Here is a 24,603-nt window from a genome sequence, read left to right as displayed (position 1 = left end):
ACACGCAACGCCCGTCGTCACTCCACAGCCAGGAGCCATGCATGACCGCCGGTAGCGATGTCGTTCACAACAGAAAGGATGGGCCCGGCCGCGTCATCAGCGACTGGCAGCCTGAAGATCCCGCGTACTGGGCGCGCAGCGGCCACCGCGTGGCCACGCGCAACCTGCTGATCTCGGTGCCGGCGCTGCTGCTGGCCTTTTCGGTCTGGATGCTGTTCTCGGCCGTATCGATCAGCCTGCCCAGGATCGGTTTCGCCTTCAGTACCGACCAGCTGTTCTGGCTGGTCGCGCTGCCCAGCCTGTCCGGTGCCACGCTGCGCATCTTCTATTCGTTCGTGATTCCGCTGGTCGGCGGCCGGCGCTGGACCGCGTTGTCTACCGCCTCGCTGCTGCTGCCCACGCTGTGGCTGGGGTTCGCGGTGCGTGATCCGTCCACCCCATACTGGGTGTTCGTGGCCATCGCGATCCTGTGCGGGTTCGGCGGCGCCAACTTCTCCTCGTCGATGTCGAATATTTCGTTCTTCTACCCCAAGCAGCGCCAGGGCTTCGCGCTGGGCATGAACGCGGGGCTGGGCAACGTTGGCGTGTCGGTGGCGCAGCTGGTGATTCCGCTGGTGATCAGCGTTGGCGTGTTCGGTGCGCTGGGCGGGGGACCGCAGCCGAACGTGGACGGTGGCGCGCCGTTGTTCCTGCAGAACGCCGGTTTCATCTGGGTGCCCGCGATTGCCGTGGTCGCCGTGGCGGCGTGGTTCGGCATGAACGACCTGACCACCGCGCGTTCGTCGTTCGCCGAACAGGCGGTGATCTTCCGGCGCAAGCACAACTGGTTGATGTGCTGGCTGTACATCGGCACCTTCGGATCCTACATCGGCTTCTCGGCCGGCTTCCCGATGCTGGTCAAAAGCCAGTTCCCCGAGGTGAACCCGATGACCTATGCGTTCATCGGGCCATTGCTGGGCGCGCTGATGCGTTCGGTGGGCGGCAGCCTGGCCGACCGCTGGGGCGGCGCGCGGCTGACCTTCTGGGTGTTCGCGCTGATGATCGTGGCGGTGCTGGGCGTGCTGCATTTCCTGCCGCAGCATGGGCAGGGCGGCAGCTTCTACGGGTTCCTGGCGTCGTTCATGGCGCTGTTCGTGCTGAGCGGCATCGGCAATGGCACCACCTTCCGGATGATTCCGGTGATCTTCCGCACCTTGCATGAGCGTCTGTCGGCCGGTGCCGACGCCGCCGGCAAGGCCGCGTCCGCGCACCAGGCCAGCATTGAATCGGCCGCGGTGGTCGGCTTCTCCGGCGCGATCGGTGCCTATGGCGGTTTCTTCATTCCCAAGAGCTACGGCTCGTCCATCAGCCTGACCGGCGGCCCCAGCCTGGCCCTGTACGGCTTCATTGCTTTCTACGTTACCTGCCTGGCCGTGACCTGGTGGTGGTACTACCGGCGCGGAGCCGAAGCTCCCTGCTGACAACCCGCGCACCGCAGCCACTGCTCCACCCGCCACGATGCCAACGATTGCCGAGGGAGATCCACGATGAGCTATTTCCTTGACCGCTTGCAGTTCTTCAAGCGCGACCCGCAACCCTTCGCCGACGGACACGGTTTCACCAAGACCGAAAGCCGCGAATGGGAGAACAGTTACCGTGCGCGCTGGCAGTACGACAAGATCGTGCGCTCCACCCACGGGGTGAACTGCACCGGCTCGTGCAGCTGGAAGATCTACGTCAAGAACGGGCTGGTCACCTGGGAAACCCAGCAGACCGATTACCCGCGCACCCGCCCGGACCTGCCCAACCACGAGCCGCGTGGCTGCCCGCGTGGCGCCAGCTACTCGTGGTACCTGTACAGTGCCAACCGGCTGAAATACCCGCTGATCCGTGGCGCGCTGGTGCGCATGTGGCGCAACGCGCGCACCTCGATGGCACCGGTAGACGCCTGGGCCAGCATCGTCGAGGATCCGGCCAAGGCGCGCGAGTACAAGACCCGGCGTGGCATGGGGGGCTTCGTACGGGTTACCTGGGATGAAGCCAACGAGATCATCGCCGCGTCCAACCTGTACACGGTGAAGCAGTACGGCCCCGACCGCGTGGTCGGCTTCTCGCCGATTCCGGCGATGTCGATGGTGTCCTACGCGGCCGGCGCACGTTATCTCTCGTTGTTGGGCGGGGCCTGTCTGTCGTTCTACGACTGGTACTGCGACCTGCCGCCGGCCTCCCCGCAGGTGTGGGGCGAACAGACCGACGTGCCCGAATCGGCCGACTGGTACAACAGCCGCTACATCATCGCCTGGGGCTCGAACGTGCCGCAGACGCGCACGCCCGACGCGCACTTCTTCACCGAGGCGCGCTACAACGGTACCAAGACCGTGGCGATCTGCCCGGACTACTCCGAACTGGCCAAGCTCACCGACCATTGGCTGCACCCCAAGCAGGGCACCGACGCGGCGCTGGCGTTTGCATTCGGCCATGTGATCCTGCGCGAGTTCCATGTCGACAGCCCCTCGCAGTACTTCCAGGACTATTGTCGCCAGTACTCGGACATGCCGATGCTGGTCCGGCTGGAGCGTCGCGATGACGGCCGGCTCGTGCCCGGGCGGTTCCTGCGCGCCAGCGACCTGGGCGGGCTGGGCGAGGCCAACAACCCGGAATGGAAGACGCTTGCCCTTGACGAAACCAGCGCTGCCATCACGGTACCCAACGGCTCGGTCGGCTTCCGCTGGGGCGAGCAGGGTAAGTGGAACATCGAAGAGAAGGCCAGCGACGGCAGCCCGACGCGGCTGCAGCTGAGCCTGGCCAACACCCATGACGGCATAGAAGCGGTGAGCTTCCCGTACTTCGGCGGGGTGGAGAACGAGCGCTGGACCAACGCACCGGTGGATGAGGTGCTGGAGCGCAACATTCCGGTCAAGCGGGTGGCCCTGGTCGATGAGGGTGCGGCGCTGGTCGCCACGGTGTACGACCTGCTGTTGGCCCAGTACGGGGTGGATCGCGGCTTCGGCGGCGACAACGTGGCCGCCAGCTTCGACCAGGATGTGCCGGGCACGCCCGCCTGGCAGGAGCGCATCACCGGGGTGCCGCGCGCGGAGGTGATCGAAATCGCCCGCGAGTTTGCGCGTACCGCCGACAAGACCCGTGGCCGCAGCATGATCATCGTCGGCGCTGGCATGAACCACTGGTTCCACAACGACATGAACTACCGTGGCCTGATCAACATGCTGGTCATGTGCGGCTGCGTGGGCCAGACCGGCGGCGGCTGGGCGCATTACGTGGGACAGGAAAAGCTGCGCCCGCAGACCGGCTGGCAGCCGCTGGCGTTCGGGCTGGACTGGAGCCGCCCACCGCGCCACATGAACGGCACGTCATTCTTCTACTTCAACAGTGGGCAGTGGCGTTACGAAAAGCTGCAGGTGAACGAACTGCTGTCGCCGCTGGCCGATGCGTCCAAGTACAGCGGCAGCCTGGCCGACCTCAACCTGCGCGCGGTACGCATGGGCTGGTTGCCGTGTACCCCGCAACTGGACCGCAACCCGCTGCAGCTGGCGCGCGAAGCGGATGAAGCCGGGGTGCCGGTGGCCGACTATGCACTGGGCAAGTTCAAGGACGGTTCGCTGGACTTCGCCTTCGCCGATCCGGACGCGAAGCAGAACCACCCGCGCATGATGTTCATCTGGCGCTCCAACCTGCTGGGTTCGTCGGGCAAGGGCCACGAGTACATGCTGCGGCACCTGCTGGGTACCCGGCATGGCCTGCAGGGCAAGGACCTGGGCGAGGCCGGTGCGATCAAGCCCGAAGAGGTGAAGTGGCACGACGAAGCGCCCGAAGGCAAGCTCGACCTGCTGGTGACGCTGGATTTCCGCATGTGCACCACCGCGCTGTATTCCGACATCTTGCTGCCTACCGCCACCTGGTATGAGAAGGACGACCTCAACACCTCCGACATGCACCCCTTCATCCACCCGCTGTCCAAGGCGGTGGACCCGGCCTGGGAATCGCGCAGCGACTGGGAGATCTTCAAGGGCGTGGCCAGCACCCTGAGCGCGATGGCGCCCGGCGTGCTGGGGGTGGAGAAGGACCTGGTGCTGGTGCCGACCCTGCACGACACCCCCAACGAGCTGGGCATGCCGTTCGGCGTGGCCGACTGGAAGAAGGGCGAGTGCGAGGCGATTCCCGGACAGACCATGCCGTCGATGACGGTGGTCGAGCGCGACTACCCGAACCTGTACCGCAAGTTCACCTCGCTGGGCCCATTGCTGGACAAGCTGGGCAATGGCGGCAAGGGCATGAATTGGAACACGCAGGACGAGGTCGACTTCCTCGGCAAGCTCAACCACACCGTGCGCGAGGAGGGCATCAGCCAGGGACGCCCGGCCATCGACACGGCCATCGACGCCTGCGAAGTGATCCTGCACCTGGCCCCGGAAACCAATGGACATGTGGCGGTCAAGGCGTGGGAGTCGCTGGGCACGTTCACCGGTCGCGAGCACACCCACCTGGCGGTGGGCAAGGAACACGAGGCAATCCGCTTCCGTGACATCCAGGCGCAGCCGCGCAAGATCATCTCTTCGCCGATCTGGTCCGGGCTGGAAGACGACCATGTGAGCTACAACGCCGGCTACACCAACGTGCACGAGCTGATTCCGTGGCGCACCATCACCGGCCGCCAGCAGTTCTACCAGGACCACGAATGGATGGTGGACTTCGGTGAGGCCTTCATGGGCTACCGCCCGCCGATCAACACGCGCACGGTGGAACCGCTGCTGGGCAAGCGCGGCAATGGCAACAAGGAGATCGTGCTGAACTGGATCACCCCGCACCAGAAGTGGGGCATCCACAGCACCTACAGCGACAACCTGATCATGCAGACATTGTCGCGCGGCGGGCCGATCGTGTGGCTCAGCGAAGATGACGCGCGTAGCGCCGGGATCGAGGACAACGACTGGATCGAGCTGTTCAACGTCAATGGCGCCATTGCCGCCCGCGCAGTGGTCAGCCAGCGGGTGATGAACGGCATGGCGATGATGTACCACGCACAGGAACGCATCATCAACGTGCCCGGTTCCGAGATCACCGGCACCCGTGGGGGTATCCACAACTCGGTGACCCGCATCGTGCTCAAGCCCACCCACATGATCGGTGGTTATGCGCAGCTGTCCTACGGCTTCAACTACTACGGAACCTGCGGTACCAACCGCGATGAATTCGTGATCGTGCGCAAGATGGACAGGATCGATTGGCTGGATGGAGAAAGCGCCTCTGCCAGCAACGAAAAGGAGGTGGCGTGATGAAAGTTCGTGCACAGATTGCGATGGTCCTGAACCTGGACAAGTGCATCGGCTGCCACACCTGCTCGATCACCTGCAAGAACGTGTGGACCTCCCGCGAAGGCGTGGAATACGCGTGGTTCAACAACGTGGAGACCAAGCCCGGCATCGGCTACCCCAAGGAATGGGAGAACCAGGAGAAGTGGAACGGCGGCTGGGTGCGCAACCGTGCCGGCAAGCTGGTGCCACGCGCCGGTGGGCGCTGGCGGATGCTGGCCAAGATATTCGCCAACCCGGACCTGCCGCAGATCGATGACTACTACGAACCGTTCGACTTCGACTACCAGCACCTGCATGACGCCGGCGACAGCAAGCACCAGCCCACGGCACGGCCGCGCTCGCTGATCACCGGCCAGCGCATGGAGAAGATCCACTGGGGCCCGAACTGGGAAGAGATCCTGGGGTCGGAATTCAGCAAGCGCTCGCGCGACTACAACTTCGACCAGGTGCAGAAGGAGATCTACGGCAGTTTCGAAAAGACCTTCATGATGTACCTGCCGCGCCTGTGCGAGCACTGCCTCAACCCCGCCTGCGTGTCAGCGTGCCCATCGGGCGCGATCTACAAGCGCGAGGAAGACGGCATCGTGCTGATCGACCAGGACAAGTGCCGCGGCTGGCGCATGTGCGTGTCCGCGTGCCCGTACAAGAAGATCTACTACAACTGGAAGAGCGGCAAGTCGGAGAAGTGCATCTTCTGCTATCCGCGCATCGAAATGGGCGAGCCCACGGTGTGTTCGGAAACCTGTGTCGGCCGTATCCGTTACCTGGGCGTGATGCTGTACGACGCCGACCGCATCGCCGAAGCCGCATCGGTACCGGCCGAGAAGGATCTGTACCAGGCCCACCTGGACATTTTCCTGGACCCGGAAGACCCGGCGGTGATCGCCGCCGCGCGCGCCGAAGGCATCCCGGACAGCTGGCTGGACGCCGCCAGGCGCTCGCCGGTGTACAAGCTGGCCATCGACTGGAAGCTGGCGCTGCCGCTGCACCCGGAGTACCGCACGCTGCCCATGGTCTGGTACGTGCCGCCGTTGTCGCCGATCCAATCGGCGGCCGAACGCGGCCACATCGGCATGAGCGGCGAGCTGCCGGATGTGGCCTCGCTGCGCATTCCGGTGCGTTACCTGGCCAACCTGCTCTCGGCCGGTGATGAGGCGCCGGTGGTACGGGCGCTGGAACGGCTCATGGCGATGCGGGCCTGGCGGCGTGCCATGAACGTGGATGGCGTGGAGGACACCCGGGTGCTCGAACAGACCGGCTTGACCGTGGCCCAGGCCGAGGACATGTACCGCTACCTGGCCATCGCCAACTACGAGGACCGTTTCGTGATTCCCACCGGACACCGTGAATATGCCGACGATGCGTTCGGCGAGCGCGGCGGTTGCGGTTTCACCTTCGGCAGCGGCTGCAACGGCGACAGCCCGGCCGATCTGTTCGGCCAGCGCAGCAGCACCGGCTTCACCGTCCACCCCAACCGCCAGCACCGGCACGAGGTGGTCGAATGAGCCTGCTCAAACTGATCGGCGTGCTGCTGGATTACCCGCGAGACGAGCTGTGGCAGCACGGCGAGGAACTGCTGGCCGCCACTGATGACCCGGCGCTGTCGCGTGGCCGCCGCACCCAGCTGCGCGCCTTGGTGCAAGGCCTGCTGGCGATGGATCCGCTGGATGCGCAGGACCGCTGGCTGTCCACGTTCGACCGTGGACGCTCGATGAGCCTGCTGGTGTTCGAGCACATCCACGGCGAATCGCGCGACCGCGGCCAGGCCATGGTCGACCTGATCGACGCCTACCGCCGCAACGGCTTTGAGCTGGACGCCCGCGAGCTGCCGGATTACCTGCCGCTGCTGCTGGAATACCTTTCGCACCGCCCGCAGCATGAGGCCCGCGACTGGCTGCTGCACATCGGCCATATCGCCGGGATGCTGGCAGCGCGCTCGGCCGAACGCGAGCTGCCGCAGGCGGTGCTGTTCGAAATACTGGTCGAAGCGGGGCAGGGCAAGGTCAACCTGGACCTGCTGCGCCAACGCGCCAGCGAAGAAGTGCGTGACGACACCGACGCCGCCATGGACCGGTTGTGGGAAGAAGAAGCGGTGCGCTTCGGTGCCGAAGCTCCGTCCCAGGAATGCGATCCACCCCATCGCTCACCGGCACGCGCCGTGAATCGAGAGGCACAGCCATGAACTACCTGCATCAATTCGCCTTCCAGTTCTATCCCTACATCGCCGTGGCGGTGTTCCTGGTCGGCAGCTGGGCGCGCTTCGACAAGTCCATGTACACCTGGCGCACCGGGTCGAGCCAACTGCTGTCCGACCGTGGCATGCGGATCGGCAGCAACTGCTTCCACATCGGCATCCTGGCGATCCTCGGTGGGCACCTGGTCGGGCTGCTGACGCCGCACTGGCTCTACGAGCACTTCATCAGCTCGCACCAGAAGCAGCTGCTGGCAATGATCGTCGGTGGCTTCTTCGGTGCGCTGTGTTTCGTGGGCATCACCATCCTGCTGGTGCGGCGCCTGTTCAACCCGCGCGTGCGGGCCACCGGCAGCTTCGGCGATGTGCTGGTGCTGGTGCTGCTGTTCGCCCAGCTGTGCCTGGGCCTGGTCAGCATCCGGGTCTCGGCCGACCACCTGGACGGCACGGTGATGGTGCAGCTGGCCGATTGGGCCCAGCACATCGTCACCTTCCGGCCCGGTGCTGCCGACTTCATCGTCGGGGTCAGCTGGGTCTACAAGGCGCATATCTTCCTGGGCCTTACCCTGTTCCTGATCGCACCGTTCACCCGGCTGGTGCATGTGTGGAGCATTCCGCTCAGCTACCTGTGGCGGCCCTACCAGGTGGTACGCCGGCGCCAGGCCACGCTGCGCTACGGTCCGCGGGAGTAACCGATGAGCACACTGCCACGCATCCTGCCGATCACCGTGATCGATTCGGCCCAGCCGGTGCCCGCCGAAGCGGGCCACCACCATGCGCAGGGCGAAGGGCCGCGTTCGCTCGGCCAGCCGGCACCCTGCCGGCTGCATGTGGCCGACACCCCCATCAGCGAAGCCGATATCGCCCGCGAGATGCTGTTCCACCGGGCCATCCGCCCGGAACAGTCGCGCGCCGACGCGGCGCGGGCGCTGGTGGTGCGCGAGCTGCTGCGGCTGGAGGCGGTGCGTCTGGGCCTCGCCGCAGATGCGCCGGCCGACAGCGCGATCATCGACGAGGAGGCGCTGATCGAAGCGCTGATCGTCGGGCAGATCGACAGCCGCAGCCCGGATGAAGACGCCTGCCGCCGCTACTACGACCAGAATCCGGAGCGCTTCCGTTCGCCGGACCGCATCCGCATCCGCCACATCCTGCTGGCCGCACCGGCCGATGACGTGGCCGGGCGGCTGAAGGCACGCACGCAGGGTGAGGCTCTGATCACCGACCTTCGGCAACAGCCGCACCTGTTCGCCGATTTCGCGTTGCGCCATTCGCAGTGCCCGTCGCGCGACCAAGGTGGGGAGCTGGGCTGGCTGCAGCGTGGCCAGACCACGCCCGAGTTCGACCGCCAGGTGTTCCGCCTGCGCGAGGGCCTGGCCGGGTTCCCGGTGGAATCACGCTGGGGCCACCATGTGGTGAGCATCGATGCGCTGGAAAGCGGGCAGCCACGCACCTTCGAGGAGGTCCACGAGCAGATCCGCGATTACCTGGAACTGCAGGTGCGCCAGCGCGACCTGCAGGCCTACCTGCTGTCGCTGCGCGAACGCTACCCGGTGCGCGGGCTCGAAGAGATCGAGGCCCAGGCGGAATGATGAACCAGATCAACTCCCCCGCCAGCCCCGGCGAGCAGCAGCGCGCCCTGTGGCTGAGTACCTTCGCCTTCACCGTGTGCTTCGCGGTGTGGATGATTTTCTCCATCATCGGCATCCAGATCAGCGAGCAGCTCGGCCTCAACGACACCCAGTTCGGGCTGTTGATCGCCACCCCGGTGCTGACCGGCTCGGTGATCCGGGTCTTCCTGGGCATCTGGTCCGACCAGTTCGGCGGGCGCAAGGTGATGGCCCTGGTGATGCTGTGCGGCGCGGCGGCGACGTGGATGCTCACCTATGCCACCACCTACCCGCAGTTTCTCATCGCGGCCTTGCTGGTCGGCGTTGCCGGCGGCAACTTCTCGGTGGGGGTGGCCTACGTGTCCAAATGGTTCCCGGCCAGCCGGCAGGGCACCGCACTGGGCATCTTCGGGGCCGGCAATATCGGCGCGGCGGTGACCAAGCTGCTGGCGCCGCTGGTGATGGTGGCGGCGGGCTGGACCATGGTCGCCAAGGTCTGGGCGGTGGCGCTGGCGGTCACTGCGGTGCTGTTTTTCCTGTTCAGCAGGGAAGACCCTTCGCTGGAGGAGCGCCGCCGAAGTGGCACCCGGCCGATGCCGTTTTCCGAGCAGATGGCGCCGCTGCGCAACCTGCAGGTGTGGCGGTTCTCGCTGTACTACTTCTTCGTGTTCGGTGGGTTCGTCGCACTGGCGTTGTGGCTGCCGCACTACCTGGTGGGCGCCTACGGCATGGACGTGGCCACCGCCGGCATGCTCGCGGCGTGCTACTCGATCCCGGCCAGCCTGTTCCGGGTGGTCGGCGGCTGGTTGTCGGACCGCATCGGCGCGCGCCGGGTCATGTACTGGACCTTCAGCGTTTCGGCGATCTGTACCTTCCTGCTCGCGTACCCGGACACGGTGTACGTGGTGCAGGGTATCCAGGGTGAGATCCGCTTCCACCTGGCCATCGGCGTCACCCTGTTCACGGTGCTGGTGTTCGTGCTTGGTTTCTTCATGTCACTGGGCAAGGCGGCCGTATACAAGCACATTCCGGTGTACTACCCGCGGCACGTGGGTGCGGTGGGCGGCGTGGTCGGCATGATCGGCGGCCTGGGCGGCTTCATCCTGCCGATCGTGTTCGGTGCGCTGAATGATCTGATCGGCATCTGGAGCAGCTGTTTCATGCTGTTGTTCCTGGTGGTGGCCGCAGCGCTGGGCTGGATGCATTTCGCCATCCGTCGCATGGAGCGCCGGCACTTCCCGCAGATCGACCGTGAGACCGATCTGCCCGAGGCCATCGATGCCGCGGCAGCGGACGAGCGTGCGCGTGCTTGATCTTCCCGACCGCCTGTTGCAGCAGCCGTCACACGTGCTGTTTCCATCCGCCCTGCAGTTCAGCAGCGGGTTCGGCGAGGCCGGCTGGCGCAGCGCACTGTTGGCCAGCAACGAGCACCTGATCCCGCGCTCGCTGACGTTGGGGTTCCAGGCCGCGCGCGCGGAGGTGGGTGGTGAGGCCTACCTTCGGTCGCTGCTGTGTGGGCTGCGCGTGCATGCCGGGCTGCTGGCCGGCGACCGCGAGGTGGTGGCGCTGGTGCTGCAGCTGGGGTTGGCCGAATGCCTCGCCCCGGCGCTGCTGGAACAGCTGCTGGAGGCGGTGCCGCAGCACCTGCGCACGGTGGCGCGGCCGCAGGTGGAGGTCCGGCTGGATGCAGGCAGCCTGCGTGAGCCGGAGCAGCTGCGCGCGGTGGGCTGCACGCGCCTGACCGTGATCGACCGGCCAGGTACGAATGGCCCGGGGCTGCTGGCGCGGGCACAACCGGTCGGTTTCACCGCCTGCTACTACCAGCTGCGTGTGCCCTCGCGCGCGGACCCGGACTACCTGCAGCGGCTGCAGCGTGTGATCGAGCTCGGTCCGGCGCGGATCCTGCTGCCCGCACCGTGCCTGGCGCCCACCCAACCCTGCGCGGCGACATGGTTCGGTGCGTGGCAACAGCTGGTGGACGCCGGTTACGTTCCCATCGGCGGGGACCACTACCAGCACCCGGATCGCGCGCCGCCGGCTACCGCCCGCGACGCCTACCGCTACTGCGACGTGGTCGGCGTGCCGCGGCGCGAGCGCACTGATTTCATCGGCATCGGCGCCGGTGCCTGCAGCCAGGCGGGGGAGGTGCTGTGTCGGCTGGATGACGATCCAGCGCGCTGGCAGGCGCGCATGGGCGGCGGGCACACGGGTGTGGTGGCCGGCCTGATCCTGTCCGAAGCAGAAGCGCTGGCCAACGACGCCGTGCAGCGTATCGCCTGCGACCACGCGCTGGATGTGGCCGACTTCGAGTGGTGCAATGCACGCCCGTTCGCGGAGGTGTTCGAGGATGCGCGGGTGCGGCTGGGGCCGTGCCTGGCGCAGGGCTGGGCGTACTGGGACGGCCAGGTGCTGCGGCTTCGCACGGAGGGCATCCTGCTGTGGCGTATCATCGCCGCGTGCTTCCGACCCGCGCAGGCACCGGCCCCGATCCAGGAATGATGACGTCTCCCATGCTGACCCACGGCCGTCCCGGCCGCGCCACCCCCAACCCTGCCGCGGCCGATGACGGCGATGCGCTGCACTTCTGCAGCACCTGTGCGTTTTCCGATGCCTGCATGTCGCAGGGCTATGACAAGTCCGCGTTGTCCGAACTGCATGTGCTGGTCGACCATGTGGGCCCGTTCCATGCCGGCGAGTACATCTTCCGCGCGGGCGAGCCGTTCGATGCGATCGCCGCCGTGCGCGCAGGCATGGTCAAGACCTTCGTGGATGACAGCCAGGGCAACGAACAGGTGCTCGGTTTCAGCCTGCCGGGCGAGGTGATCGGACTCAACGCCATCCACGGCGCGCGCTACCCCTGCAACGCGATGGCGCTGGATACGGTGCACCTGTGCCGCATTTCGTTCCCGAAGATGAGCCAGCTGGCCAGTCGCATGCCCGGCCTGCAGGCCAAATTGTTCAGCCTGCTCAGCGCGGAGATCGGCAAGGTGGCGCTGCTGGCGGCCAACCACCGCACCGAAGAGCGCATGGCCGCGTTCCTGGTGGACATGTCCGAACGCTATGCCCGCCGTGGTTTTTCGGCGGTGCGCTTCAACCTGATGATGGCCCGCACCGAGATCGCCAATTACCTGCGCATGGCCCCGGAAACCGCCAGCCGGGTGTTGCGGCGCCTGGCCGATGACGGCGTGATCGCGGTGAACCAGCGCGAGATCCTGCTGCTGCAGCCGGAGCGCCTGGCCGCGATGGCCGTTGCAGGCGCCAGCGAAACGCAGGATCCCGCTTCCCCGCAAGGTACCGACCGATGAACCGCCTGCTCTTCCTGTTGCTGATGGTGTTCGCGCTGCCGGCTCCCGCCGCCGGGTTGACCGTGTCGGCGGCGTCCAGCCTGACCGAAAGTTTCCGTGACATCGCCAGCGCCTACGAAGCGGTGCATCCGGGAACGAAGGTGGACCTGAACTTCGCCGCGTCGGGCGTACTGCTGCAGCAGATCTCGCGGGGTGCGCCGGTGGACGTGCTGGCCACCGCCGACACCGCCACGATGGAACAGGCGGCGAAAAGCGGTCTGCTGGAAACCGATTCGCGCCAGACCTTCGCCAGCAACCAGTTGGTGGTGGTGGTACCGCCGGGCCGCAAGAACGCCCCCGGCGCGCTGTCCGCGCTGGCGGGGAAGGGCGTGCAGCGGGTGGCGATCGGCAATCCGGACAGCGTGCCGGTAGGCCGCTATGCGCGCACCGCGTTGCAGGAGGCCGGGTTGTGGGATGCGATCACGGCCAGGGCCATCACCACCCAGAACGTGCGCCAGTCGCTGGATTACGTGGCGCGCGGCGAAGTGGATGCGGGCTTTGTCTACGCCAGCGATTACCAGGCGATGCCCGGGCGCGTGGTGCGTGCCTTCGACGTGCCGCTGAAGGCCCCGATCCGCTATCCGCTGTCGGTGGTCAAGGACAGCGCCCGTGCCGCTGAAGCACGCCGCTTCGTGGCGTTCGTGATATCACCGCAGGGCCAGGCGATCCTGCGCCGCCACGGCTTCGGCGCGCCCTGACCGATGGCGTTGGACTGGTCCGCGTTGTGGTTGTCGCTGAAAGTGGCCGGCTGGGCCACGGCGATCAACCTGGTACTGGGGGTGGCGTTGGGCGCGCTGCTGGCGCGCCGGCGTTTCCCCGGGCGCGAGCTGCTGGACACGCTGCTGACCCTGCCGATGGTGTTGCCCCCCACGGTGCTGGGCTACTACCTGCTGGTGGTGATCGGCCGCAACGGACCGCTCGGTTCGTGGCTGCAGTCCACCTTCGGCATCAACCTGGTGTTTACCTGGCAGGCGGCCGTCATTGCAGCTGCGGTGGCCTCGCTGCCGCTGGTGTTCAAGCCGGCGCGGGCCGCGTTCGAGGCGGTGGACGGGCAGCTGGAGCAGGCCGCGCGCACGCTTGGCGTATCCGAGTTCGCGCTGTTCCTGCGGGTCAGCCTACCGCTGGCCTGGCGCGGCATCCTTGCGGGCCTGCTGCTGGCGTTCGCACGTTCCATGGGCGAATTTGGCGCCACCTTGATGGTGGCCGGCAGCATTCCCGGGCGCACCCAGACCCTGTCCATTGCGATCTACGAAGCGGTGCAGGCCGGGCATGACGACAAGGCCAATGGGCTGGTGATCCTCACGTCGGTGGTCTGCATCATCATCCTGCTGGCTGCGGCCCGGCTGGTCGGCGGGCGACGCCGGGAGGCGCGCGATGTGGCTTGAGCTGGACATCCACCGCCAGATGGATGCGCCCGGCCAGCAGTTCACGCTGGATGTGCAGCTGCAGTGCAGTCAACGGCAGGTCGTGCTGTTCGGCCCGTCCGGCGCCGGCAAGAGCCTGACCCTGAAGGCCATTGCCGGGCTGCTGCGGCCCCACGGTGGCCACGTGCGACTGGGGGGGGCGACCCTGTTCGACGCCGCGCAGGGCGTCCACCTGCCGCCGCAACAACGCCGCCTTGGCTACGTGTTCCAGGACTACGCGCTGTTTCCCCACCTGACGGTGCGCCAGAACATCGCGTTCGGCCTGCATCGCAGCTGGTTGAATCCAGGGCGCCGCGCAACGGACCCGGAGGTGGAGCGCTGGATGGCCGCGCTGCGCATCGAGCACCTGGCGCAGATGCTGCCGGCGCAGCTGTCCGGTGGGCAGCGCCAGCGCACGGCGTTGGCGCGGGCGTTGGTGACCCGGCCGCAGGCCCTGCTGCTGGACGAGCCGTTCGCCGCGCTGGATCACGCGCTGCGTAACCACCTGCGCCAGGAGCTGTTGAGCGTGCTGGAAGCCACCGACATTCCCTTGTTGCTGATCAGCCACGATCCGGTGGACGTGGCGATGTTCGGGCACCAGGTGGTGGAGCTGGCCGACGGACGGGTCAAGCGCCCCTGAGCGGGGCGCGGTGTCGGGTGGTTCAGTACAGCTCGCAGTGCAGGCGCTGTTGCTGGTGCAGGCTGGCCCACCGAGTCGTTGCAGGGTCCATGTCCGGATGGATCGCATTGACCGCCTGCTGTACCGCGCTTTCCAGGTGCCGCTTGTTGCCGCACAGGTACAGGTGGGCGCCGCGCGCGAACAGGTCAGCGACGTCCCCGGCGTGCTCGGCGAGCGCATGCTGGACGTAGTACTTGTCCGCACCATCGCGCGAGAACGCGGTGCGCAGCGTGGCCAGCCAGCCGTCGGCGTGCCACTGCTGCAGCACATCTTCGTACAGGTAGTCATGCGCCCGGTGCTTCTCACCGAACAGCAGGTGCACCTCGCGGCGGCTGCCGCTGGCCCGCAGCTCGTGCACCAGCCCCATCAGCGGGGCGATGCCGGTGCCGGTGCCAACCAGCAACAGGGGTGCCTGCGCATCGTCGGGCAGATGGAATCCGGGGTTCGTACGGCAGTACACGCGGACACGGTCGGCACCGTGCAGCAGCCCTCCGGTGGCGGTACCACGACGGGTGCGCCCGCGATGGGTGTAACTCACCTCACGGATACACAACGCCACGGTCTCACCCGCTGCCGAAGCGATGGAGTAGGCACGTGGCAGGCATGGCGACACCAGCCCGACCAGGCGTGCGAGTGGCACGCTGTCGGGCGTGGCATGGTCCATCAGCACATCCAGCAGATCGCTGCCGTGGAGATGGGTTTCCAGTGCCTGGCGTTGGCTGACTTTCAGCAGCCCCTTCAACGCGTCGCTGCCGCCCAGCCGGGCCAGTTCCCTCAGCAGGGCCTTGCCCAGCTGCCGCAGCTCTTTGTGGCGCAGCAGTTCGGCAGCCGCAGGGTCGTCATACCATGCGGCAAATGCATCGAGCAGTTGCGGGTCATTGGGGGCGATCACGTGCAGCGTGTCGCCCGCGCGGTAGACGATACCGCTGCCGCGCAGGTCCAGCTCCACGTGCCAGGCGGCCGGCTCGCTGCGGCTCAGCCGCCGCCGTTCGATCACCGGCGCGTGGAAGGCATTGTCCTCGCCGTAGGCGGTTACCTGCAGGTGCAGGTCGCGTCCGGCGTCGGGCTGTCCGCCCAGCACGTCGCCCAGTACCGGTGCCCAGCGCTGGAAGAACTGCTCATGGCAGGCATCGGCGTCCACCCGGTTCATGATCGGCTGCGCCTGACGCTCGCCCAGCAACGCGTCCATTTCCTTGGTGAAGCCACAGAAGCGCGGGTAGCCGGTGTCGCCCAGCCCAAACACCGCATAGCGCAGGCCGGGCAGGGCGGGGGCCTGGCGCAGCGCCTGGGCGAAGCGCTCGCCGTTGGCCGGCGGCTCGCCATCGCCAAACGAGCTGGACAGGGCCAGCAGCACATCGCCGGCACCGAGCCCGGCCACATCGATGTCGTTGAACGGCAGCACCTGCGGCGCGTACGCCTGCAGGGCCGGGAACGCGCCCAGGCGGTGGGCCAGGGCGCGGGCGGTGCCGGATTCGGAGCCGTAGCCCACCAGCACGCGTTGGATGGGGGCCGGGGCGCTCACGCGGCCTCGTAGAACGCGTCGAACGTTTCCTTGCTGAACTCCACCGCGTCGAAGTTGCCCATGAGGTCGTTCACCACGCGCCGGATGCTGATGTACGAGGTGATCTGGCCGGCCTCGTCCCACAGCGGCTGCACGGTGGTATCCACGACGTACAACGCGCCGCCCTTGCCAAGGTTGGGCACGATGCCGGTCCAGATCCTGCCGGCCTTGATGGTGTCCCACATGTCCTTGTAGACGGCCTTGGGCACGTCCGGGTGGCGCACGATGCTGTGCGGTTGGCCGATCAGCTCCTCGCGCTGGAAGCCGGTAAGGGTGCAGAACAGGTCATTTGCATAGGTGATGTTGCCCTGCAGGTCGGTGGTGGAGATGACCATGACGTTCTCGAGGGCGTTCAACAGCTGGGTGGTGACGGGGCGGTAGGACATGGCAGGTTCCGGTTGAATGGGTGGGTGTGTCGGTTCGTGGACAGCATCGACCGCACCCCCCCTCGATGCCCTGACATTGGTCAAGCCGACGATCTGGACCGGTGCGACCGGGCGTCGCAGGGCACGTGGCCTGCATGAACAGGCAGGCACGTCGGATCGCGGATAGTTCGCCCGCGCAGTGGGGAATGTGCAGCAAATACTGAGCTGGATCTCACGTCGAATTGACGATTTCCTCTCCATCCTGAACGCTCCAACCTGCATGCGGACGCCCGCCATGTCCTCGAACGTTGTGAAGATGACGCGCACGCAACTTACCGCCATGGTGGTCGGCGGCATGATCGGCGCGGGTATTTTTTCCCTTCCCCGAACCTTCGCCGGCGCGACCGGCCCGCTGGGCGCGGTGGTGGCCTGGCTGATTGCCGGCCTGGGCATGTACACCCTGGCACGCGTGTTCCAACTGTTGGCCGAGCGCAAACCCGACCTCGACGCGGGTGTGTTCGCCTATGCGAAGGAGGGCTTCGGCAATTACCCCGGCTTCCTTTCCGCGTTCGGTTACTGGATCGGCAGCTGCATCGGCAACGTGTCGTACTGGGTGCTGATCAAGTCCACCCTGGGCGCGTTCTTTCCGATCTTCGGCGACGGCAACACCGTGGTGGCGATTCTGGTGGCCTCGGCCGGCATCTGGCTGTTCCACTTCATGATCCTCCGTGGCGTGCAGCAGGCCGCGGCGATCAACAAGATCGTCACCATCGCCAAGGTGATCCCGATCCTGGTGTTCCTGGTCATCATGGCCTTTGCCATGAAGATGGAGGTGTTCACGTTCAACTTCTATGGCGGCGGCCTGGAAGGCAACATCTTCGAACAGGTCCGCGCGACCATGCTGGTCACCGTGTTTGTGTTCCTTGGCATCGAAGGCGCCAGCGTTTACTCGCGCTACGCCAAGGAACGCAAGGACGTGGGTGCGGCCACCATCACCGGCTTCCTGGTGGTTACCACCCTGATGGTGCTGGTGACCCTGCTGCCATTCGCCGTACTGGAACGGGCCGACATCGCCGGCATGCGCCAGCCTTCGATGGCCGCCGTGCTTGAAGCCGTGGTGGGCCATTGGGGCGCCGTCTTCGTCAGTGTCGGCCTGCTGGTTTCCGTGCTGGGTGCTTACCTGGCCTGGTCGTTGATCTGTGCCGAGGTACTGTCGGCGGCGGCCCGCACCAAGGACATGCCGGCGATCTTCGCGCGGGAGAACGCCAACGGCGTTCCGGCGGCAGCGCTATGGGCGACCAACATCATCGTGCAGCTGATCGTGATCACCACCTACTGGTCGCGCGATGCGTTCTCGCTGATGCTCAACCTGACCAGCGCGATGTCGCTGATTCCGTTCCTGCTGGTGGCCGCCTACGGGCTGCAGATCACCAAACGCGGCGAAACGTACCACGAACGGCCCAACGAGCGCGGGCGCGACCTCACCCTTGCGATCCTGGCCACCCTCTACACCGCCTTCCTGCTGTATGCCGGCGGCATCAAATTCATCGTGTTGTCGGCGGTGCTCTACGCGCCGGGCAGCCTGCTGTACTTGTGGGCGCGGCGCGAACAGGGCGAAAAGATCTTCACCAAGGCCTCGGATTTCATCATTCTTGCCCTGGCCGTGGTCGCGGCACTGGTCGGCGTGTACTGGATCGCCACGGGCTACATCCAGATCTGATCCGCGCATGTGCGCGGGTCTGCCTACCCGACAAGGATTGAGTTGCCATGAGCCCTGCCGCGGGTAGCCGCAAGTTGTCGCTGCTGGAGCTGACCGCGCTGGTGGTCGGCTCGATGATCGGTTCGGGCATCTTCGCGCTGCCGGCCGCGTTCGCGGCCAACACGGGGGTGCACGGCGCGCTGTTGGCCTGGGCCATTGCCGGCACCGGCATGCTGATGCTGGCGTTCGTGTTCCAGTCGCTGTCGCGGCTGAAACCGGAGCTGGACACCGGCATCTACGCGTATGCGAAAGCCGGTTTCGGCGATTATGCAGGCCTGCTTTCCGCGGTCGGTTACTGGCTGGGTTGCTGCCTGGCCGATGTGGCCTGCCTGATCCTGATCAAGGCCACGCTGGGCCAGTTCTTCCCGGCATTCGGCGATGGCACCACCGTGGTGGCGATCCTTTCGGCATCGCTGCTGCTGTGGGGCTTCCACTTCCTTATCCTGCGCGGAATCAAGGAGGCGGCGCTGATCAACACCATCGCCACCGTGGCCAAGCTGGTGCCGCTGGCGGTGTTCATCGTGTTCCTGTTCCTGGGCTTCCGCGCCGATGTGTTCGCCTTGAACCTGTGGGGCGGCGAGCCGCCGGGTGCCGGCACGTTGTGGCAACAGACCCGGGGCACCCTGCTGCTGACAGTGTTCGTGTTCGTGGGTATCGAAGGGGCCAGCGTGTATTCCCGCCATGCGCGCCGCCGCGAGGACGTCGGCATCGCCACCGTGGCCGGGTTCCTTGGGGTGCTGTGCCTGCTGGTGATGGTCACGATCCTGTCCTACGGGGTGATGCTGCGCCCGGACCTGGCCGCGCTGCGTACCCCCTCGATGGCAGGGGTGATGGAGGCGATCGCCGGGCGCTGGGGGGCGCTGTTCATCAGCATCGGCCTGCTGATTTCGGTGCTGGGCAATTACCTGTCCTGGTCGCTGCTGGCCGCCGAAGTGCTGCATTCGGCAGCGCTCAACGACGCCATGCCGCGTGCACTGGCGCGCGAGAACCGCGCCGGCGTGCCGGACGCGGCGCTGTGGCTGACCAACGGCGTGATCCAGGCCTTCCTGCTGGTGAGCTGGTTCGCCGACTACGCGTTTACCTTGGCATTGAAGATGACCAGCGCGATGACGCTGGTGCCGTACCTGCTGGTGGCCGCGTACCAGCTCAAACTGTCGTTGGGGGGCGAGGGCGGGGTGGAGGGTGCCGCGCACGCGCGGATGCGCTGGATCGCCGGCATCGCCACGGTCTATGCGGCGTCCATGCTGCTGGCCGGTGGGAGTCGCTACCTGATGCTGTCCAGCCTGCTGTACGTGCCCGGATCGATCCTGTTCTGGGCGTGGCAGCGCCATCGGGGCCTCGCGTTCCGACCGGCGGAGACGGCGGTGTTGTTGTTGCTGTGCGTGATGGCGGCAGCGGCTGTTGTCGGGTTGGCCAGTGGCTGGCTGCGCCTGTGACCGGGCCACCCGCCACACCGTTTCGTTCCCTGCTGGCGCGCTTGTCCGCGCCGTATCGGGGTCCGCTGTGCCGCACCGGGCAGGTGCTGGGTTCGCTGTGCTTCATCGCCTCGTTGACCCCCAGCCTGGTCCCGCGTGGATACCTGGCCCAGGGACTATTGTCGGGGGTGTGCTTCGCCGTGGGCTACCTCATCGGTGTGGCGCTGGCCGCCCTGTGGCGGCGCCTGATGCTGCCCGAGCTGGGCCGTGGGCGGCTGCAGCGGGTGCTGCGCTGGCTGCCGTGGGCGAGCCTGCTGGCCTGCGCACTGACCGTGTGGTGGGTTCGACCCTGGCAGGATTCGGTGCGCGTGGTGATGGGCCTGCCGCCGATGGACGAGAGCTTCTCGCTGCGGCTGCTGGCCATTGCGCTGGCGGTGTTCGCCGTGCTGCTGGTACTGGGCCGGGCGTTTGCCTGGGTGGCGCGCCGGGTCGGGGGGCTGTCGCAGCGGATCATGCCCGCCCCGGTGGCGCGGCTGCTGGGCATCGTGGTGGCCGCGGTGGTGTTCTTCAACCTCGCCAACGGCGTGCTGCTGCGCGGTGCACTGCACGCGGCCGATGCGTCGTTCCGCAAAGCCGATGCGTTGATTCCGCCCGACGCCATCGCACCGGCGCGACCTGGCGCAACCGGCGGCCCCGGCTCGCTGGTGGTCTGGGAGCAGATGGGCAGGGCAGGGCGCGATTACGTGACCGCCGGACCGGACGCGGCGGACATTGCCGCGTTCACCGGTAAACCGGCGCTGCAGCCGATCCGGGTCTACGCCGGGCTGCCTGCGGCGGAGGATGCCCGCGCACGTGCGCAGCTGGCGCTACGCGAACTGCAACGCCAGGGCGGCTTCGAGCGTGCCAACCTGGTGGTGATCACACCCACCGGCACCGGCTGGGTCGACCCGGCAGCGGTGGACAGCCTGGAGTACCTGCTCCACGGTAACGTGGCCAGCGTGGCGGTGCAGTATTCCTACCTGTCCAGCCCGCTGTCGCTGCTGGTCGAACCCGAGTATGGCGAGGAAACCTCGCGGCTGTTGTTTGCCGAGGTGTATGCGTACTGGCGTACGTTGCCGGTGGAAACGCGCCCGCGGTTGTATGTGCACGGGTTGAGCCTGGGGGCGATGAACTCCGAGCGCTCGGTGAACCTGTTCGACATGATCGATGCGCCCATCGATGGCGCGCTGTGGAGCGGTCCGCCGTTTGCCACCCGGACCTGGCGGCAGACCACCAATCAGCGCAACGCCGGCTCCCCCGAATGGCTGCCGGTGTTCCGGGACAGCCGCGCGGTGCGCTTCATGAACCAGGCAGGCACCCCGGTTCCCGCTGCGGCGCCATGGGGAAGGATGCGCGTGGTGTACCTGCAGTACGCCAGCGACCCGATCACCTTCTTCACCCCTTACGACGCGTGGCGGCAGCCGGACTGGATGGCCGAGCCGCGTGCTCCGGATGTGTCGCCTGCCGTGCGCTGGTACCCGCTGGTGAGCATGCTGCAGCTGGCGCTGGACATGCTGCTGGCCGATCGAACGCCGATGGGCTATGGCCACGTGTTCGCGCCTGCGCACTACATTGCGGGGTGGCAGGAAGTACTCGGAACCCCTGAGTGGAGTGATCTCGACACGCAGCGCTTGAGGGACCTGCTGGACCCGCTGCGCCGCCGCGAGATCGAGCGGCGGCGCAGCAGCAGTGGCGGTTGAGTCAGGAAGGCGGCGGTGGTGGCTCGACCGGCGGCCGGAGCGTTGGGCGGGCCAGCCGCTCGGTGATGGCCAGGATCAGCGCTGACAGCAACAGCATGCCGTGGATGCCCGCCATCCAGCGCAGAACGTCCGGGTCGATCACCTTGCCTTCCTCCAGCTTCATGAAGATCCGCAGCAGGGCAATCGCCGAGATGGCGATGATGGAGCCCATCAGCTTGCTCTTCATGCCGGAGAAATCGACCGTACCCATCCACGATGGGCGCTTTTCCTGGCCGGAGTCGATCCGCGTCACGAAGTTCTCGTACCCGGCCAGGGTGACGATCAGCAGCAGGTTGGCCACCAGTGACAGGTCGATCAGCGACAGCGACAGCAGCACCGCATCGGCCGGGCCCAGCTCGGCGACGCGCAGCACGGCATTGAGCAGTTCGCGCAGGAACACGAACAGCAACAGCAACAGCGCCACCACCAGCCCGAAGTAGAACGGTGCCATGATCCAGCGCGCATCGAACAGACTGCGCGACACGTTGCGGCGGATCATGTTGCGCAGTCGTTCCATCACGGGCCCTGGTCAGCACTCATTCTTCAAAGCTGTCGGTCACATCCGGGCCGGTATCTTCCACCAGGTCGGCCGGGCGTTCGCCGTAGATCGTGTTGCGCATCTCGCGGCGCGCATCGCGGATCGCGGTGCCATCCAGCGGGCGGATCCGGATGATGCGGCAGGACTGCGGCATGGCCACGCTCATGGTGCGGGGAATCACGCTGTCCCAGCGGGCATTGACCGTGCCGAACGAGTTGGTGATTTCTACCGTGTGCGCGATCGACAGGCCGGTACAACGGCCACGCAGCTCAATCAGGTGTCCACGGCTCTGGCTGGTCCACACCGCCAGCGCCCGGTCGCCCAGCGGCGTCCACTGGGTATGACGGACGAAGCGCGCCAGCTGGAATGAAGACACCGGCGGACCGGCGTGCTGCACATACAGATTGAAGCGTTCCTGGGTGGTCATGGTAGGCGTGGTGGCGCACCCGCTGAGGGTGGCCACGGCAAGCAGTGTCAGCAGCAGCGGTCGCATGGCGGTTCCTTCGACAGAGCTACGCAGGGACACGCCCGTCGTTATGCGACGGGCGTTGCGGGTGCGCGTTTCCCGGCTCAGCGGGTAACGCGGGTAGTGCTGCCGTCGCTGGACACGCGCACGCGGTCGCCAACGCGGTAGTCATTGGCGCTGCCGTCCTGGACCACGGCGACCGTGCGGCCGTTCTCGAGCTGGACGGTGATCTCCACCCCGTTGCGCGCGCCGCGTGCCAAGGCGTTGCCTGCGGCACCGCCTGCTGCGGCACCTGCGATCGCGCCGATGGTGTTGGCACGGCTGCCGCCGCCAATGGAGCTGCCGGCAACGCCACCGATACCGGCGCCGACAAGCGTGGCTACGCCGCGCGAATCATTCTGGATCTGCACGGCCCGGATCGACTGGACCGTGCCCATCTGCACATCCTGCGCGCGCCCCACCTCGGAGCGGTTGAAAGTGCTGGGCGTGGTGTGGGTGGCGCAGCCCGCCATGAACAGGGCAGAAGCCAGCAGCGCCGTCGCGGCACCTGCATGTGAAAGTCTCATCGTGTCTCTCCATCGAATGAATGCGCGGAACTACCGGACTGGCTGCCTTCCTGGCCCTGAAATCTGTTCCATGAAGCAGCGATTAACTACGCGACCGGTAACGACGACGTGAAAGAAGCTGCATCGCCAACCAGCGCAACAGGTTCAGCATTCCCCGGGGCCTGCGTCCGTTATCCACATTCCGACATTCACATGGCCATGACCTTTTTCGGACTAGTTCTGCACGCATCGATGATGTATTCCGTGGCCGCGGCGACGATATGCGGCGGCTTTGATCTCCCCGTTTGCTTTCGTGAAATGGAGTAGCCCCCCAATGTCCAGTGCAACTGTCTACGGCGTTCATTCCGAAGTCGGCGTCCTCAAGAAGGTGATGGTCTGCGCGCCCGGCATGGCGCACAGCCGGCTGACCCCGCGCAACAAGGACGACCTGCTGTTCGATGACGTGATCTGGGTCGACAACGCCAAGCGCGATCATTTCGACTTCATGTCCAAGATGCGCGCCCGTGGCGTGGACGTGGTGGAGATGCACGACCTGTTGACCGAGACCCTGGAGTTGGACGAGGCGCGCAACTGGATCCTGGATCACCAGATCAACGCCAATGAAGTTGGCGTGGAGTTCATGTCCGAAGTGCGCGCCTACCTGCAGGCGCTGCCGGCGCGCCAGCTGGCCGAAACGCTGATCGGCGGCCTGAGCGTGTTCGACCTGCCGGACGACTTCGCCGGGCCTACGCTGCAGGCCGCACGCGCACAGCCCGACATTGTCGGCTACCTGTTGCCGCCCCTGCCCAATACGCTGTACACCCGCGACACCACCTGCTGGATCTACCAGGGCGTGACCCTCAATCCGCTGTACTGGCCGGCGCGTCACGAGGAAACCATCCTCACCACCGCCATCTACAAGTTCCACCCGGATTTCGCCACGGCCAAATTCCCGATCTGGTTCGGCGACCCCACCGTCGACCACGGCAATGCCACCCTGGAAGGCGGCGACGTGCTGATTCCCGGCAACGGCATCGTGCTGATCGGCATGAGCGAGCGCACTTCGCGTACCGCCATCACCCAGCTGGCACAGTCGCTGTTCAAGAACGGCGCGGCCAAGCGGGTGATCGTGGCGGTCATGCCCAAGCTGCGCTCGGCCATGCACCTGGATACCGTGTTCACCTTCGCCGACCGCGACGTGGTGACCGTGTTCCCGGGCATCGTCGACCAGATCCATACGGTGTCGCTGCACCCCAGCGACAAGGCGCCGGGCTTCGAGATCGTGTTCGAGAAGAAGCACTTCAATGACGTGGTGGCCGAGGCGCTCGGCTTCAAGCAGCTGCGCATCGTCGAATCCGGCGGCGATCGCTATGCGGCCGAGCGCTCGCAGTGGGACAGCGGCAACAACCTGGTGGCCATGGCGCCAGGTGTGGTGGTCGCCTACGACCGCAGCACCCAGACCAATACCGACCTGCGCAAGCAGGGCATTGAAGTGATCAGCATTGTCGGGGCCGAGCTGGGGCGGGGCCGGGGTGGTGGCCACTGCATGACCTGTCCGTTGATCCGCGACGCGGTGGCCTTCTAGGCGCTGCGCTGACATTTCCCGTCACGGCGGCCGGCCGGGTGCCGCCGCCGTGCGA

21 protein-coding genes are annotated in these 24,603 nt (G+C 66.5%); 16 read left to right on the top strand and 5 right to left on the bottom strand.

Annotated elements, in window-relative coordinates:
• Positions 1-41: 41 nt before the first annotated feature.
• From J7J08_RS07040 to J7J08_RS06985, 12 genes are all read left to right on the top strand, one after another.
• The gene (locus J7J08_RS07040; RefSeq protein WP_214903201.1) at positions 42-1,460 is read left to right on the top strand and encodes a NarK family nitrate/nitrite MFS transporter; all 1,419 of its coding nucleotides are present in this window, start codon (positions 42-44) and stop codon (positions 1,458-1,460) included.
• Between the two features lie 66 nt (positions 1,461-1,526).
• Entirely contained in the window at positions 1,527-5,273 is a 3,747-nt protein-coding gene (locus J7J08_RS07035; protein ID WP_214903197.1) for a nitrate reductase subunit alpha, read from the top strand.
• Positions 5,273-6,817, top strand: a complete 1,545-nt coding sequence (narH, locus tag J7J08_RS07030) for a nitrate reductase subunit beta (RefSeq protein ID WP_214903194.1) — start codon at positions 5,273-5,275, stop codon at positions 6,815-6,817. Before J7J08_RS07035 ends, narH begins: the two co-directional genes overlap by 1 nt.
• Positions 6,814-7,494: a nitrate reductase molybdenum cofactor assembly chaperone gene (gene narJ / locus J7J08_RS07025; RefSeq protein ID WP_214903191.1), complete on the top strand. Its 681-nt coding sequence runs from the start codon at positions 6,814-6,816 to the stop codon at positions 7,492-7,494. Before narH ends, narJ begins: the two co-directional genes overlap by 4 nt.
• Positions 7,491-8,195, top strand: a complete 705-nt coding sequence (narI, locus tag J7J08_RS07020) for a respiratory nitrate reductase subunit gamma (RefSeq protein ID WP_214903188.1) — start codon at positions 7,491-7,493, stop codon at positions 8,193-8,195. The genes narJ and narI overlap by 4 nt, the downstream gene beginning before the upstream one ends.
• A 3-nt stretch (positions 8,196-8,198) precedes the next feature.
• Positions 8,199-9,092 carry a peptidylprolyl isomerase gene (locus J7J08_RS07015; protein ID WP_214903185.1) on the top strand — a complete coding sequence of 298 codons (894 nt, stop codon included), beginning with the start codon at positions 8,199-8,201 and terminating at the stop codon, positions 9,090-9,092.
• Positions 9,092-10,423 (top strand): nitrate/nitrite transporter, encoded by a 1,332-nt coding sequence (locus J7J08_RS07010; RefSeq protein ID WP_214903182.1) that lies wholly within the window; start codon positions 9,092-9,094, stop codon positions 10,421-10,423. The genes J7J08_RS07015 and J7J08_RS07010 overlap by 1 nt, the downstream gene beginning before the upstream one ends.
• The gene (locus J7J08_RS07005) at positions 10,416-11,609 is read left to right on the top strand and encodes a coproporphyrinogen III oxidase (RefSeq protein WP_343237714.1); all 1,194 of its coding nucleotides are present in this window, start codon (positions 10,416-10,418) and stop codon (positions 11,607-11,609) included. Before J7J08_RS07010 ends, J7J08_RS07005 begins: the two co-directional genes overlap by 8 nt.
• The gene (locus J7J08_RS07000; protein ID WP_214903484.1) at positions 11,609-12,415 is read left to right on the top strand and encodes a helix-turn-helix domain-containing protein; all 807 of its coding nucleotides are present in this window, start codon (positions 11,609-11,611) and stop codon (positions 12,413-12,415) included. The genes J7J08_RS07005 and J7J08_RS07000 overlap by 1 nt, the downstream gene beginning before the upstream one ends.
• Complete coding sequence (gene modA / locus J7J08_RS06995) at positions 12,412-13,152, top strand: molybdate ABC transporter substrate-binding protein (RefSeq protein WP_251006488.1); 741 nt, start codon at positions 12,412-12,414, stop codon at positions 13,150-13,152. The genes J7J08_RS07000 and modA overlap by 4 nt, the downstream gene beginning before the upstream one ends.
• Positions 13,153-13,155: 3 nt before the next feature.
• On the top strand, positions 13,156-13,839 hold the full coding sequence (gene modB, locus J7J08_RS06990; RefSeq protein WP_214903176.1) for a molybdate ABC transporter permease subunit: 684 nt from the start codon (positions 13,156-13,158) through the stop codon (positions 13,837-13,839).
• Positions 13,829-14,497 (top strand): ATP-binding cassette domain-containing protein, encoded by a 669-nt coding sequence (locus J7J08_RS06985; RefSeq protein WP_214903173.1) that lies wholly within the window; start codon positions 13,829-13,831, stop codon positions 14,495-14,497. The genes modB and J7J08_RS06985 overlap by 11 nt, the downstream gene beginning before the upstream one ends.
• A gap of 22 nt (positions 14,498-14,519) precedes the next feature.
• Here the strand turns inward: J7J08_RS06985 and J7J08_RS06980 are convergent, their stop codons facing one another.
• The gene (locus J7J08_RS06980; protein WP_214903171.1) at positions 14,520-16,058 is read right to left on the bottom strand and encodes a sulfite reductase flavoprotein subunit alpha; all 1,539 of its coding nucleotides are present in this window, start codon (positions 16,056-16,058) and stop codon (positions 14,520-14,522) included.
• Positions 16,055-16,483 carry a PAS domain-containing protein gene (locus J7J08_RS06975; protein WP_214903169.1) on the bottom strand — a complete coding sequence of 143 codons (429 nt, stop codon included), beginning with the start codon at positions 16,481-16,483 and terminating at the stop codon, positions 16,055-16,057. The genes J7J08_RS06980 and J7J08_RS06975 overlap by 4 nt, the downstream gene beginning before the upstream one ends.
• 274 nt (positions 16,484-16,757) lie before the next feature.
• Here J7J08_RS06975 and J7J08_RS06970 point away from each other — a divergent pair, with 274 nt between their 5' ends.
• Genes J7J08_RS06970 through J7J08_RS06960 form a run of 3 tightly spaced genes read left to right on the top strand, consistent with a single transcriptional unit; the run spans position 16,758 to position 21,375 of the window.
• A complete protein-coding gene (locus tag J7J08_RS06970) occupies positions 16,758-18,182 on the top strand; it encodes a basic amino acid/polyamine antiporter (protein ID WP_214903167.1) in 1,425 nt (474 codons plus the stop codon).
• Positions 18,183-18,229: 47 nt separating this feature from the next.
• Complete coding sequence (locus J7J08_RS06965; protein ID WP_214903164.1) at positions 18,230-19,657, top strand: basic amino acid/polyamine antiporter; 1,428 nt, start codon at positions 18,230-18,232, stop codon at positions 19,655-19,657.
• A gap of 41 nt (positions 19,658-19,698) precedes the next feature.
• Positions 19,699-21,375, top strand: a complete 1,677-nt coding sequence (locus J7J08_RS06960; RefSeq protein WP_214903161.1) for an alpha/beta-hydrolase family protein — start codon at positions 19,699-19,701, stop codon at positions 21,373-21,375.
• A gap of 1 nt (position 21,376) precedes the next feature.
• Here J7J08_RS06960 and J7J08_RS06955 read toward each other — a convergent pair whose 3' ends face one another.
• From J7J08_RS06955 to J7J08_RS06945, 3 genes are all read right to left on the bottom strand, one after another.
• A complete protein-coding gene (locus J7J08_RS06955; RefSeq protein WP_214903159.1) occupies positions 21,377-21,931 on the bottom strand; it encodes a YqhA family protein in 555 nt (184 codons plus the stop codon).
• Between the two features lie 19 nt (positions 21,932-21,950).
• Positions 21,951-22,445: a DUF6491 family protein gene (locus tag J7J08_RS06950; protein WP_214903157.1), complete on the bottom strand. Its 495-nt coding sequence runs from the start codon at positions 22,443-22,445 to the stop codon at positions 21,951-21,953.
• A gap of 77 nt (positions 22,446-22,522) precedes the next feature.
• Entirely contained in the window at positions 22,523-22,984 is a 462-nt protein-coding gene (locus J7J08_RS06945) for a glycine zipper 2TM domain-containing protein (protein WP_214903155.1), read from the bottom strand.
• A 313-nt stretch (positions 22,985-23,297) separates the two neighbouring features.
• Between J7J08_RS06945 and arcA the strand changes: the two genes are divergently transcribed.
• Complete coding sequence (gene arcA, locus J7J08_RS06940; protein WP_214903153.1) at positions 23,298-24,548, top strand: arginine deiminase; 1,251 nt, start codon at positions 23,298-23,300, stop codon at positions 24,546-24,548.
• Positions 24,549-24,603 lie beyond the last annotated feature (55 nt).

This window comes from Stenotrophomonas sp. ISL-67 (assembly GCF_018612915.1).
GTDB lineage: Bacteria > Pseudomonadota > Gammaproteobacteria > Xanthomonadales > Xanthomonadaceae > Stenotrophomonas.
Note: the sequence above shows the minus strand (reverse complement) of the source record. Positions and strands in the feature narration are given on the sequence as shown.